The 14,290-nt window shown below is 46.3% G+C and carries 13 protein-coding genes; 6 read left to right on the plus strand and 7 right to left on the minus strand.

Annotated elements, in window-relative coordinates; translation table 11 throughout:
* Positions 1-79: 79 nt before the first annotated feature.
* Entirely contained in the window at positions 80-880 is an 801-nt protein-coding gene (gene phhA / locus Q4Q57_RS00470) for a phenylalanine 4-monooxygenase (RefSeq protein ID WP_220592490.1), read from the minus strand.
* Positions 881-1,203: 323 nt separating this feature from the next.
* On the opposite strand from phhA, the gene galU reads away from it, so the two are divergent.
* The 6 genes from galU (at position 1,204) to Q4Q57_RS00500 (ending at position 8,359) form a co-directional block, all read left to right on the plus strand.
* Positions 1,204-2,112 (plus strand): UTP--glucose-1-phosphate uridylyltransferase GalU, encoded by a 909-nt coding sequence (galU, locus tag Q4Q57_RS00475; protein ID WP_006081012.1) that lies wholly within the window; start codon positions 1,204-1,206, stop codon positions 2,110-2,112.
* Entirely contained in the window at positions 2,112-3,125 is a 1,014-nt protein-coding gene (gene galE / locus Q4Q57_RS00480; RefSeq protein WP_259526832.1) for a UDP-glucose 4-epimerase GalE, read from the plus strand. Before galU ends, galE begins: the two co-directional genes overlap by 1 nt.
* A 95-nt stretch (positions 3,126-3,220) precedes the next feature.
* A complete protein-coding gene (gene napF, locus Q4Q57_RS00485; protein ID WP_107946976.1) occupies positions 3,221-3,703 on the plus strand; it encodes a ferredoxin-type protein NapF in 483 nt (160 codons plus the stop codon).
* Between the two features lie 111 nt (positions 3,704-3,814).
* Complete coding sequence (locus tag Q4Q57_RS00490) at positions 3,815-4,264, plus strand: polymer-forming cytoskeletal protein (RefSeq protein ID WP_311889238.1); 450 nt, start codon at positions 3,815-3,817, stop codon at positions 4,262-4,264.
* Positions 4,265-4,577: 313 nt separating this feature from the next.
* Positions 4,578-5,552, plus strand: coding sequence for a LysR family transcriptional regulator (locus tag Q4Q57_RS00495; protein WP_311889240.1), 975 nt, complete (start codon positions 4,578-4,580; stop codon positions 5,550-5,552).
* Between the two features lie 512 nt (positions 5,553-6,064).
* Complete coding sequence (locus Q4Q57_RS00500) at positions 6,065-8,359, plus strand: OmcA/MtrC family decaheme c-type cytochrome (protein WP_311889241.1); 2,295 nt, start codon at positions 6,065-6,067, stop codon at positions 8,357-8,359.
* Between the two features lie 149 nt (positions 8,360-8,508).
* Here Q4Q57_RS00500 and Q4Q57_RS00505 read toward each other — a convergent pair whose 3' ends face one another.
* The 6 genes from Q4Q57_RS00505 to Q4Q57_RS00530 form a co-directional block, all read right to left on the minus strand.
* The gene (locus tag Q4Q57_RS00505; protein WP_311889242.1) at positions 8,509-9,192 is read right to left on the minus strand and encodes a DUF2982 domain-containing protein; all 684 of its coding nucleotides are present in this window, start codon (positions 9,190-9,192) and stop codon (positions 8,509-8,511) included.
* A 70-nt stretch (positions 9,193-9,262) separates the two neighbouring features.
* Entirely contained in the window at positions 9,263-9,964 is a 702-nt protein-coding gene (locus Q4Q57_RS00510) for an ElyC/SanA/YdcF family protein (protein ID WP_311889479.1), read from the minus strand.
* A gap of 217 nt (positions 9,965-10,181) precedes the next feature.
* The gene (gene mak / locus Q4Q57_RS00515) at positions 10,182-11,099 is read right to left on the minus strand and encodes a fructokinase (RefSeq protein WP_300483938.1); all 918 of its coding nucleotides are present in this window, start codon (positions 11,097-11,099) and stop codon (positions 10,182-10,184) included.
* 60 nt (positions 11,100-11,159) lie between these two features.
* Positions 11,160-11,966, minus strand: coding sequence for a 3'(2'),5'-bisphosphate nucleotidase CysQ (gene cysQ / locus Q4Q57_RS00520; protein WP_063883227.1), 807 nt, complete (start codon positions 11,964-11,966; stop codon positions 11,160-11,162).
* A gap of 367 nt (positions 11,967-12,333) precedes the next feature.
* Positions 12,334-13,491 (minus strand): sugar nucleotide-binding protein, encoded by a 1,158-nt coding sequence (locus Q4Q57_RS00525; protein WP_311889480.1) that lies wholly within the window; start codon positions 13,489-13,491, stop codon positions 12,334-12,336.
* A 15-nt stretch (positions 13,492-13,506) separates the two neighbouring features.
* On the minus strand, positions 13,507-14,277 hold the full coding sequence (locus Q4Q57_RS00530) for a phosphatase (protein ID WP_259483228.1): 771 nt from the start codon (positions 14,275-14,277) through the stop codon (positions 13,507-13,509).
* Between the last annotated feature and the right edge of the window lie 13 nt (positions 14,278-14,290).

Consider the following 14,290-nt stretch of genomic DNA (forward strand, 5'->3'; position numbering starts at 1 on the left):
TAAATCGCATGACTCAATATCAGATGGCTAAATTAGATGCCAGCCAAATAACGAGTCAACTCATCAACCGAATCGTGACTTAACTCGCCTTAGCTTTTGGCGGAAACTTAGGGGCAAATAAACCTAACTGACGCGCCTTAGTGACATAAGCCATAATATCCATCTTGGCAATTTCATCCAGCATATCAATATGCTCAATCACATAATAAATCGGCTGCATAATGTCGATGCGATATGGGGTTCGCAGCACATTCAATAAATCAAAAGGTTGACGCTCTGGCGCGTCACTTTCCATTGCATACAAGGTTTCACCGGGTGAGCTTAAAATGCCGCCGCCATAAATACATAAGGGACCGTCTTTAGGCTGTAGTAAACCAAACTCAACTGTAAACCAGTACAAACGCGCTAAAAATACCCTTTCCTCTTTGCTGGCATGTAAACCTAACTGGCCATACATATGAGAGAAATTGGCAAATGAGGGGTTGGTGAGCAAAGGGCAGTGACCAAAAATCTCGTGGAAGATATCTGGCTCTTGCAAGTAATCAAACTCTTCCTTGCGGCGAATAAAAGTGGCCACTGGAAACTCTTTATTTGCCAGCAGTTCAAAAAAACGGCCGAAGGATATCAGCGCAGGGACCGCCGCCGTTTTCCAACCAGTGGTCGCTTGTAATACCGCATCAATTTCGGCAAGTTGCGGAATGCGATCCTTTGGCATCCCTAAGGCATCGAGCCCTTGCAGATATTCCTTGCAGGCACGACCAGGGAGATTAACGGCTTGACGGGCATAAAGCTGACGCCAAATATCGTGTTCTTCTTGTGGGTAATGGATAAACCCAGTGTCATCGGCTCTGCGAGCGATGTACTCTGTTCCTTTCGTCATAATCTTCACTCGGTGGCTAACACTCATGGCTCCATAGTGATCTAAGGCTTTAAATTTGTTAACTCCCTCACACTTTATTCTTGTGCCGCCACTGTGACGTAAACGTAAAGCAAATATTACAAGGTCATTAAAATCACCCTGTTGCTGCACGCCATGGGTGCTGGATTAGATCCACTGTGCTACCTTTGCTAAAACTTATGCCCGAATTTGCCGTTAAAATACTTAGATTTCCTCAATTTTTTAGTGTTTGTAAATAGCTTTTCTGTGTAGGTCATTTACAATATTGGCTATTAATCGCATCTCCTTGACCTAAAAGGTTCGCAATGAAACAACATCAAATTCGTAAAGCCGTTATTCCTGTCGCAGGCCTAGGCACTCGTATGCTTCCAGCGACCAAAGCGATTCCAAAGGAAATGTTACCGGTTGTCGATAAGCCATTGATCCAATACGTGGTCAGTGAAGCTATCGCTGCTGGGATCAAAGAAATTGTCTTAGTGACTCACGCCAGTAAAAACTCTATCGAAAACCACTTCGATACCAGTTTCGAATTAGAAGCCCAACTCGAGCGCCGTGTTAAACGTCAGTTACTTGAAGCCGTACAATCTATCTGCCCTAAAGACGTGACGGTGATCAGCGTGCGTCAATCTCAGGCGAAAGGATTAGGCCACGCCATTTTGTGCGCAAAATCAGTCGTCGGCGATGCACCATTTGCAGTATTACTGCCGGATGTGATCATCGATGAAGCCAGCTGTGATCTGCGTCGCGATAACTTAGCCGCTATGGTTGCGCTGTTTGATGAAACCCAAGTGGGTCAAATCATGGTTGAAGGCGTGCCGCACAACGTCGTCAATCAGTACGGTATTGCTGATGTGAATGGCCATGATTTACAACCTGGTGAATCTGAGCCATTAGTTGAATTGGTTGAGAAACCCGCCGTGGATGAAGCGCCATCTAACTTAGCCGTTGTAGGCCGTTATGTATTACCTGCCAGCATTTGGCCACTACTGGCTAAAACCCCTGCGGGCGCGGGCGATGAAATTCAATTAACGGATGCGATTGCCATGTTAATGAAACAAGAAACCGTGAACGCTTATTATATGGAAGGCAAGAGTCACGACTGTGGTAACAAACAAGGGTATATGCGCGCGAACGTTGAATATGCTCTGCGCCACAGCGAAATCGGTGAAGATTTTGCACAATATTTAAAAACCGTTGTAAAAGGGATGAAGTAATGACGATTTTAGTGACTGGCGGTGCTGGCTATATTGGCACTCACACTTTGGTAGAACTGCTCAATGCAGGCAATGACGTGATTGTGTTAGACAACTTGTCTAATTCGAGCATAGAGGCCTTAAATCGAGTCGAGCGGATCACTGGTAAATCGGTCATTTTCTATCAAGGCGATATTCTCAATAAAGCCTTATTACAGAAAGTGTTTAACGATCATGCTATCAATTCGGTTATTCACTTTGCGGGATTAAAAGCTGTGGGTGAATCTGTCGCGAATCCCCTTAAGTATTATGAGAATAACGTCACAGGAACCCTGATCCTCTGCCAAGTTATGGCGGAGTTTAAGGTGAAAAATCTCGTTTTCAGCTCATCGGCCACTGTATATGGCGATCCAGCCAGTTTGCCTATCACCGAAGACTTTCCCACTGGAGCGACCAATCCCTATGGTCAGTCTAAATTGATGGTTGAACATATATTGGCAGATGTACACAATGCCGATCCGAGCTGGAATATCGCTCGTCTGCGTTATTTTAATCCGGTCGGCGCCCATGCCAGTGGCTTAATCGGCGAAGATCCTAACGATATCCCTAACAACTTAATGCCCTTTATTGCGCAGGTTGCCGTGGGAAAACGTGCCGCCTTAAGTGTGTTTGGTGATGATTATCCGACTCATGATGGGACTGGCGTGCGTGACTATATCCATGTGGTGGATTTAGCCAATGGCCATTTAAAAGCACTGGCAAAATTGGCCACTAAACCGGGTCTGGTCACCTATAACTTAGGCACAGGCCAAGGATATAGTGTTTTAGACATGGTTCATGCCTTTGAAAAAGCCTGTGGTAACACCATTGCCTACCAAATTGCGCCACGTCGTCCGGGTGATATTGCCGCCTGCTACGCCGATCCAACCCACGCAAGGGAAGATCTTGGCTGGCAAGCAACACATACGCTAGCAGATATGGCCAACAGTAGCTGGCATTGGCAATCGACCAATCCCAATGGTTACAACGGCTAACAAATTGAATGGCTTGTGGAAATATCCCAAGCCATTTTTCTTTATCACTGTGAATACACCCATCACTTTAAATAACTAACCGTTCGAGGAGCAACATGACTCAAAGTATTAATCACAGTCGTCGTAACCTCTTTCGCCGTCGTAAAGATAATGCCTTGAGGCCCCCTTGGGTGCGCGATGATATCGAGTTCACCGATGTGTGCACGCGCTGTTCAGCCTGTATTGAGGTGTGTGAAACGCAGATCATCATCAAAGGCGATGGTGGATTTCCTGAAGTGTCCTTTAAGGACAATGAGTGTACTTTTTGTACGCTGTGCGCTAAGGCATGCCCTGAGAATATCTTCGATTTAGCCCAAATACCTTGGTCGTATCAAGCCCATATTCAAGAAAGCTGTTTAACTTTTCAAGGGATCTGGTGTCAAAGTTGTAAGGATGCCTGTGAGCCTAGAGCCATCAGTTTTGAGTTCAATATTGGCCAGGCTCCACGTCCGCAAATAGACCTTGAACTTTGTACCGGATGCGGCGCCTGTGTGGCTCCCTGCCCTAGCAAGGCCATTGAAATAACCCGACCGACTTAATGCAGCAAAGCCATCACATTAACCCATACAGAGCTGTGCATATCATCGATTTTACGCTAGTATCGCGCCTCTATTGAACTCTGTTAATCCCTTCTCGAATTAAGTTAATTTATGATGATGTTTGTAAAAAAACTGTTCTTCCCCCCTAAAAAAAGTCCCTCTTTTAGTTTTATTTCTCGAGGCACTAAACTCACGGGGAATATTGAATTAACGGGCGATGTGCTTATTGGCGGTGATATCCAAGGTCAACTGCTTTCTGAGGCTAATATCACTATAGAACAGGACGGTACGATTCAAGGCGAAGTAAAGTGCCATGAATTTATCGTTGACGGACACTTCAAAGGCAGACTCATTTGTGAGCGTTTAGTGATCCAGCGTAATGGCGTTGTCGATGGCGAAGTGGCGAGTACTTCAATGCAAATTCTTGAGGGCGGCCAATTTATCGGCATGCGGATTAAAGAAGATGCGCCAACCATTTATTCCCATGCAATAGGCCACACTCCTGCAACAGCCAATGGTAACTTATCGCACGTACAAAACGATGTTATAGAATCTCGCTAAAACGGCGAATAAATGACACTCGCAAGCTCACCCACTTAGGCGAGCTTGTATTTTTAGCTCGATCTTTTTTAATACCCCGACTCAAAGCCCTTCACTGACCAGCCAAATAACTGCCTGCGAAATAACACTCTTTACAATGGTTAAATAATTGTTACTTTACCGAGAGTGATCACAGTTAATCCGCACGACTGCTGTTAATCTTAGCGGCTAATCGCGGCGGTTCGGGTAATAGCAAGGAGCAGAGTCAGAGCCACAGAATGCCCTTAATAACCCCGCAAAAAATAGTTAAGACTCATACAGGGCAAAATACAAAATGAGCAACTTATTACTCAAACAAATCTGTGAACTCGATGTTTTTACCTTGCTGGTATTTAAAAGTATTTTCGACACAGGGCACGCGAACAGTGCCGCCAAAGCGCTGGATGTTTCTGCACCGAAAATTAGCCGCTGCCTCAACGCATTACGCCTGACCTTTAACGATGAACTGTTTTATCGCCGTCAACAGGGGCTAAAGCCCACTCCCCTAGCAGAAAGCCTGTATGTGGCTATTTGCCAGTTTACTGAATCAGTTTATCACCTCGAACAATCTGCAACTCAGATACAAAATGCAGCCATTAATGCCGATTTACCGCTGCATATTGCCGCCTGTAATGGGCTATTGAGCTTTTTAGCGCCACAATTAAGCACGCCGGACGTCGCCCAAGCGCTAGGGCAAATACGTTTACATAAATGGCAAGAGAATAGCGCTGAGTTAATCCACGCAGGTGCGCTGGATTTTGGTATTACCTTAGAAAGTGCTGAAAATAAAGAATTAAGCTATACCAAACTGGGCTCAGTCAATGGCGTTTACATCGTTGCCGCCAAACAACATCCTCTGTGGCAGATTGAGACCGATATTACCTTAGAGCAAATCTGTCGCCATCCATTCCTGTACCAAGAAGTGAAGGGCTTTAATAGCAAAATTGACCCCTTAGAATTATTTTGCCAGCGCCAAGGCCTCTTGCTACCAGCGGTGGATAAAGTCATCGACTGGGAGGAGTGGTACGCCCATTTACTCACCATGAAGAGTGTGGCTTTTTGTTCCAGCATTGATATGCACACAGTAAAACACATGCCCGGATTACACTTAGAACGCCTAAGCGATATAGAGCTCAATCGACTCCACGATACTATGATGGCGCCACAATATTATCTCATTGAAAAGCCTGCAATTCATCGGCGATACAGCCAGAGTCAAAGCGCGCTTGTCGTGCGTTCCTTACTTGCCGCGCTCGACCCCGCACGCTAACGCGAGACAATAAGCTCAGCCAAGCTCGTGGATATATCATTCACTAAACCTTGTTTACACCATTGCGATGTGTCGATGTTAAACGGGGTTTAGGTAGTAAAAGACCGAAGTTTAACACAGCAAAATTTCATCGATATTTTCTCTCTTAACAAGGCTTATCCTCATCCTCAGACGACAGTACCGCTTATTTTTCCCGTCGCTTTAATGCTTAAAACGTCAATTCCATCACTGAGATTTAGGCTATCTTAGCCTCAAGCATTTTGCTTAACCGAAAATGAATTCTTCACTAAAGCCCAAGTTGAAAAATATAAATTGTGATGCCCATCATGGCTTTCCAGCTGAATTTCATTATTTAAAATATCAAAATGCAAATTTTAGAATTCCCATTCGCGTTTGTTAAATCATCGTTCACATATCAGATACAAACTTGCAAATACCACTTTATAAGTAGGTGAATCCTCCTATATTAGAGGCACTGCACACGCAGTCTTATAGAAAGAAAAAGGGACGCGATGATGAAAAACTACAATAAATCTCTACTGGCACTGGCTCTCGTCAGTACCTTAAGCCTTACCGCCTGCGGGGACGGAAGCGATGGTCAAGATGGGGCACCTGGCACACCAGGTACACCCGGAACACCAGGCACTCCCGGAACACCAGGTACACCGGGAACCCCTGCGGGATCCTTCGCAACGACAGCTCAATCTATTACTGATCTGGCTTTCACTTTAAGTCCAGCTGACATTAAAGTGACCAGCAGTGAAGGCTTCAGCGTTAAATTTACTGTTACCGGAAAAAATGCTAACAAAGATGTTCCTTTTACAGGACTCGATAAAGTTGCGCTTTATTCTTTAACGGCAAATGAAAATACCTCAGGTACTGGCGCCCCTATTCAATGGCAAAACAATGCCATGGCGAACGCCGCAGGTACTTCGCTAACTTGTACCTTAGATGGTCTTAACGGTACTAAAAATGCTTGTACTTTAACCGAAGATACAGCAACACCAGGCACTTACACTGCAACTTGGGCACATGATGGCGCAGCGCCAATCATTAATCCCAATGATAATCCAAATGCAGTACACAGAATATTTCTACGTGCTTACAACGTCACTGACAGTGCAGGCGTAGCCTTATCTGACAAGATTTTATCTGTACCCGTTGACTTTATCCCTGCCACTGATGAACTTGCATCATCAGGTAAAGATACCGTCAGTAGCGCAGCCTGTGAAAAATGTCACGGTGAAGCAGATGGCCATATCGCCAATATTTCAGCCCACCATAACTACCAAGGCGTTAAAAATTGTGTGACCTGCCATAACCCAGATCAAATCCCAAGTGATGCAGATCTAGCCGCAGGTTTGATATTTGACTTTGCACCTATGATCCACAGGATCCACTCTGGCGCAGAAAACGCAGCAAACTTCGATACTAGCAATAATACCGCTAAAGAATGGAGTGAAATTGGCTTCCCATCTGATCTGAAAGAATGTACGACCTGTCATACTACAGACCAACCTAGCTATAACACTATTTACGCCCAAGCTTGTGTAGGCTGCCATATGACAGTCAACTTTGCGACCGGTGAAAACCACTCTGAATTTGCCCTAGCTCAAGCAGATGATACTCAATGTAGCTCTTGCCACGGCACAGGTAACTTGTCACCTGCGATGGTACATAGTGTTGGTAAACGTGCAGAGTATGCATCTCTGTTCAAAGTTGACTTCACCAGTGCTACAACAGTTCCATCAGCGACTCTAGGCATGAAAACCTTAACCTTAACAGCCAATGTCACCTTAAATGGTGCGCCAATTGCTGATGGTACATCGTTAAAAGCCTACAACGCGACCAGTAACCCAACAGCGATGTTTGTCGCTAATGGTCTATTGATCGGTAATGTGGCCACTGACGGTACTGTGTACTCTTGGAGAGATGTTAAACCTGCTGCAATCAGTATTAAGCTAGACAGTGGAACACTTGCTGGTGGCGTGTTAACTATCGTTAAAGATATCCCAGATGCGCAAGCTGTGGGCACTCTCTACGTAGGTTCAGAAGCCAACTTCTGTGCTAAAGCGGGTAAAGTGGTTAGCTGTAATACTACAAACTTAGAGTTTGGTCCAACTAGCCCTATCGGTAACGAAGCTGCAGTGAAATTCTATAGCCCAGATGGTAGCGTAGTCACTAAAGCCCGTATGACTGATCCTACTCGTATCACAGTCGCAGAAACTAAGTGTAATGCTTGTCATGGCACTTTAGATTATGCAAAAGGTTCAAGACACGGCGCTTACACCTTCGACCAATGTATGCACTGCCATAACGACACCACTGGCGCTTCTGGCCACGGTGCAACTGGCTATAAAGGCGATGATGGTAAGTTAGTTGTTAATCCTGAAGTGACTTTCAATAACAAAGACCTATTCACAGTTGCTCACCGTTTCCACAGCGGTAACTTCGGTGTAGTAGAAGGTATCTTCCGCGATGCGAAAGGTGGTTTGTTCGGTTATCCAGCTGTTGAAACAGATTGTGCGGCTTGTCATAAAGACAATGCCAAACTGTTTGCAACTGACGGTGGTTTAACTTCAGGCAAACGCTCAATCAAAGTAGGTGCTTACTACATTAGCCCAGTCGCTGAATCATGCCGTACTTGTCACGCTCACTCTGATGCGGCAGCTGTCGCTCACTTTAGAAGTAACGGTGCGGTAGTAGAAGCGGATGCAATGACAGATCCTAACCTACCAGTAGAATCTTGCGCGACCTGTCATGCTGAAGGAAAAACCTACGGCGTAGATAAGGTACACGCAGAGTAGCACAGCAGTACTAGTACCTTTGGGTTGCCCCTGCACAACCCAAACTTCATCTCTGCAACTCATTGGGGACCCTTAGGGTCCCCTTTTTTATTACCGATTATCTTCACGTAAAAATGAAATATCAATCGTATTAATAACTGCGGTAAAGCTTAATCCGCTAAGCGACTGGCTTGTGCAATACGTTGTCTAAGCAGCTTGATAAAGTCCTTAGCTTCTCTGTCCAAACTGTCGTGGGGAATATACAAGTGATAACCTAAACGCGTATCTAACATCACGCAGCGATGCCCAAACATTGCCAATACACCGCGATAGCGATCCCCTTCTATCACCAAAGGACCAAACTCTGCGCCGAGATAAGTTTCTAAAGTCGCTAAGTCTTCATCTTGCGAGGCTGCAGTCACCAATAAAGGCCGCTGCTCTGTTAATAAGCCGGTGGCTAAGCGCAGGGAGATATTGTCCAAAATAGGATTTAAGTGTTTTAGTTTAATGCCTAAATAAGATAACTCTATGGTATCTAATCCATTGGTCACTCGCGGGATATCGACCCTTTGAATATTATCCCAAGCGATAGACACTTTGCCGCGGCGATGAAAATAGGTCAGCCCCTTGTCATCTAGTGCTAGAGTCGTTTCCGGCTCATACACCTTGGCTAAACCGAGAATTAATGAAATCGCGCCCAAACTAAAAAACATCAACCCCACGGCAAACAAGGCTGGCCACGTTAGAAAAAGTCCCAAACCCAGCACCAGACTTAAGCCTCCCAGCCAAGTTAAGGTTAACCCATTTCGTTTCGATAAAGGACGCACTGATACTATTTCTGACTCAATTGTCATTGTTCATCTTCCTGTTAACACTCACTATCTTTAGATTGAAGTCGGAAACCACCCCCTTAACTTGCCATTTTTAACTTACGGTCTTTAACCATAACCACAAACGGCCAATGTATTCATGAATCGCCCGCTGAGAAGCCACTAGATTATCCGCCGTCAAACGCCACCAAAAATCATCTCTCCCAATAAAATCCGTTGGTGCGGCTTCAGGATGTAAAACTTTAGCGGTGAAGATAGCCATAGCCCGTGGCATATGAGTAGCCGATGTGACTAAGCGAAAGGGCTCCTCCCCTAATTCCCACTTTAAGTATTGCGCTTCTTCTATCGTATCGCGCGCCAAGGGGAATTGGATGATCCGACGTTTATCGACGCCCAGTTCAACTGCGGCATTCGCCATCATTTCAGCATGGGAAACCTGCGTGAGTTCGCCGCCCCAACCGCTGACAATCAATTTACATTCTTGGCCTAAATTAAGCTGCCTGACGCCTTCACTCAGTCTTGTAAGCGCTACTGCAGATAAGGATTGCACAGCAGTCGCGCCTTGAATATCCGAGTGTGCCGAACCTAATACCATCACAAAACAAGCGCCAGCGATGGGCGTAGAATTAATAGGGTAAGCCGCTTCTAATGGCCGCACTAAGGTATTTACACTCTGTTGACTGCTTAAAAAGAGTAAGAGAAAAAAAGCGCAAGATACTAAGTATTTCGCCATGCTCCGACGGCGCCATACCAGAAAAGAAATCAGTAATAACAATAGGATAAAGGGAATCGGCATTATCCCTTGTGAAACAACTTTCTTAACCCAAAACATGATGTCCATGCCAAGCAACCCAAAGGAGCGCAATCATAGCATCAAAATACGGCGAAACGCACAGCAGATAACATTAGCCCAGCGTTTTGCTGGGCTAATGTTTATAAAACGTATAAGCCATTAAGCATTGATCTCAAAGCCGAATAAGCTCACTAGATGAGTACAGATATCCAAGCGAAGATTACTTTTCCCACAACCAAGCTGCGCCGCGCACACCCGATGAACAACCATAAAGATTCTGCACCACAGGCGTATGGCACTCACGCCCCACCACATAATGGGCCAGCAATGCCGGTAATCTTGGGTAAATCGCTGCGACATTCGACATTCCGCCGCCCAGCACTATGGCATCTGGATCGAGCATATTGATCACATGGGCGAGTGAACGAGCGAGTCTATCCATATAACGATCAAATGCAGCAACCGCAATAGCGTCACCCTCATCGACTAACAACATAATATCAGCACCTGATTTGGCAGCAGTACGCACTGTACCTGCAGCCGTCAAAGCCGTATTATAATCACGCACAAATCCAGTGCCAGAGATAAAGGTCTCGATACAATCGGGATTGCCACAGAAACATCGGGTGGTATTGAACTCTTCCTTGGTCATCCAAGGCAAAGGATTATGACCCCATTCACCGCCGATACCATTACCACCGCCATGAACTTTGCCGTTAATTGCCACGCCAGCACCGCAACCAGTACCAATAATCACGCCAAACACCACAGATGCACCAGCGGCAGCACCATCGACCGCCTCTGATACCGCAAAGCAGTTGGCATCATTGGCAACCCGCACTTCACGCTGCAACAATTCCCCTAAATCCACATCGAGGGGATGACCATTGATCCATGTTGAATTGGCGTTTTTCACTAAACCTGAATAGGGCGATACCACACCAGGAATTCCCACACCGACTGTGCCTTGCTCGCCGAGTGTCGCTTCTGCTTCCTTGACCAGGTTGACAACCGCAGCTAGCGTGCCCTGATAGTCACGCGGCGTCGTCACACGTTTGCGAAATAGCTCATTGCCTTCATCACTCAGTGCGACTAATTCTATTTTTGTTCCGCCTAAATCGACGCCCATGCGCATCATGAATACTACTCCAGTGTTTAGCCCGCCCTTTCATCAACAAGTATCGATGCTATGCGGTCGTTATTTCACCCAGCCTGGGGCTGTGGCAATAAAGTAAGGGTTTAAAATGTCAGGTTTTTGATTATAAGTTAATGGTTCACCTGAGTCGTAACAGACAACTGTGCCGCCTGCACTTTCGAGCACAGCTTGCGCCGCCGCAGTATCCCATTCGCTAGTTGGGCCAAGTCTGGGGTACAGATCAGCACTGCCTTCTGCCAACATACAAAACTTAAGCGAGCTACCCACGCTTAAGATGTCATGCTCGCCAAACTGTTGTAAATATTGCGCTAAACCAGGGCTTAAGTGCGAGCGACTGCCAACAATCATCGGCATCGCGCGTGGCGCTTTAGCGCCCAATAAGGGACTTTCTTGACCCGCTTGTTGACGCCATGCACCTAAATGCTTAGCGCCGTAATAATAGGTATCGAGCACAGGCGCATATACCACACCTGCGATTGCAACCCCTTGATGGATAAGCGCAATATTGACGGTAAACTCACCATTGCGCTTAATAAATTCCTTAGTGCCATCTAAAGGGTCAATTAACCAATAGGTTTGCCATTGACGACGCTCATCCCACGCAATATCCGCCGCTTCCTCAGACATAATAGGAATACCGACAAACTGCTGCGCCAATGCCGCCACTATCACGTGGTGCGCGGCTAAATCCGCCGCTGTCACGGGGCTATCGTCACCCTTATGGCTCACCGAAAAGTCATCTTGACCATAAACCGTCATAATGGCATCGCCCGCCGTTTTGGCAATCGCGACCACTTGCAGTAGATCTTGTTTGGTCAATGTCTGTGCTATTGTCGTCTTGTCTGTCACTGAAACGTCCTTAATGCATTAAATATCTTGGCATTATGCCATTGTCATCCAAGGGGAATTTAGAACAAATTCATCATACATCAAGCAAAATAGACTAAGACTCACGGCTTGAACCGCTGCGTACAAAACCACAGATAAACAAAGTGATTACGATACTAAGGCAAGCCATCGGCGCTGAGAAGAGCCTTGAGTCCAGCTGCATTCGTATTCAGAGCCCATGTTTTCATACGGATAGTCTAAAGCCGTCGCTTAAATCTGATTATTGGCGGGCTTATTGTTTTCGACAGCGTTAGTCACTGCGATAACGTAAACGCTTAACGCCTGATTAAAGCAGCCTAAAGCAAAATGTGAGTCACGCTCATTATCGTCAAGATAACCGCCGCAACATGCAATTCAATTGCTGACACCAATCTTGCCACTCCACGTGTTCAGGCATCAACAGTGCGTTATGGGTCACCAAAGTGGAGCGTAATTTACCACTGTTCAACACACTATAACTCGGCCTTTTTGCCAAATTGACACCGCGGTTTAGTGCCTGCTTAGCATAATCCGCACTGGTAATCGGCTGGATATCCACAGGTTGACTTAACAAATTAAGCGCTAGGGCTTGTCGCTGGATTTCACTAGCAAATTCATACCAACTGCACTGGCCTTGAGCGCTGTAATGAAATACGCCCGAGCGCTGCTGCATGACTAATTGCCAAATCACCTGCGCGAGTGCATCACTCCATGTCGGGCAACCGATTTGATCGGCTATTACCTGCAAACTTGGCTGAGTACGCATCAAGTTCAGCATGGTGTTGACAAAATTATGCCCATTTTGACCGTAGAGCCATGAGGTGCGCACAATCGTTGCACCATCACCCAGAACCGCCACTACCTTCAGCTCGCCGAGCAACTTACTCTTACCGTAAGTAGACAACGGCTCGGGAGCATCAAGTTCAACAAATGGCCTTGGTAAATGGTTTGGATTTGAATTTGAAGCTGAGTCTAGGTTTTGATGCTGTTCAACGCCACTTTCTCTAGCATCGCAAACAGCACGTTCAGCAGCATGAGCAATACCGCAAACAGCTTGACCACCAAACACATAATCGCTCGACACATGCAGTAAGCGCGCGCCCGACAACAAACATTGCTGCGCCAATAACTCAGGGCCGAGTGCATTCACCCGATTCGCTTCGATTGCGTCATGCTCAGCAGCGTCAACCGCATTATAGGCCGCGCAATTGATCACCCAGCTTGGTCGATATTGATCAAACACTGCCGCAATATTGGCGACATCGGTAATGTCTAACTGACTGCGACTTAACGCATAAAGCTTCAGCGATGCGTCAGTGTTTTCACTTATGTTTGTGTTTGCGATGGTATTTAGGGCTAGCTCGCCAATATCGGCTGCGACTCTCAGCAAAGCCTGAGCAAGCTGACTCTTCGCGCCAGTAATCAACACGACTTGCGGGATGTTGGCTTCTGTGTTGCTCGCCTCCCCGCTTTGAGCTGGCATCGCCTCAGTGACCACGATTTTCATCACTAATATTATTCACTATGCATCTATTAATTGAGCATCGTCGCTAAATAAGGGGATCAAATCGGCGACGGTTTCATGACCACGGGCGGCTAAAAAGGCCAAGAGTGCCGAAGGACTGCGATTGAGTAATCGTGATGGCGGATAAGCCACTTCATCGATGATCGCTTGCGCCCGCGCAAAACCGCCCAAGCTGAAAGCCACATGGGAATCAGAGCCCATAACTAAAATCGTGCCAAACTCCTTGGCCGCTTTAGCAATCGCAGTGCAATTAGCTTCGCTGCCCTTACGGGATACTTCAAAGGAGGAATTGTTAATTTCAAGCGCTACACCGTATTCTGCAGCGGCGCGGGCAACGGCTTCAATATCAATTGGATAAGCAGGGTTACCCGGATGAGTAATGATATCGACCTTGCCGCTCTTAATCGCATTAATCATGGCCTCTGTGTGGGTTGCCTTATCTGACGGAGGATAGACGGGCTCATGGAATCCCGCGAGCACAATATCGAGCTGCTTTAAATAATCGCCAAAGAAATCAATCTCGCCGTCGATATTTTTAATATTGGCTTCGATACCCCGCAAAATCCCGACGCCATCGACCATACGCGGCAACACTCTTAAATTCACAAAGTGCCAAAAATGCGGCGCATCCGCCATCGCAGGCCCATGATCTGTATTAGCAAATAGGCGAATACCCTTCTGTTTTGCTACGGCAATATAGTCATGAATCGTGCTATAAGCATGGCTTGAAGCCACAGTATGGGTATGAGTGTCGACTTGGTACTGCATGGTTCACCTCAGT

It is taken from the genome of Shewanella sp. SP2S2-6 (assembly GCF_031931965.1).
Taxonomy (GTDB): domain Bacteria; phylum Pseudomonadota; class Gammaproteobacteria; order Enterobacterales; family Shewanellaceae; genus Shewanella; species Shewanella baltica.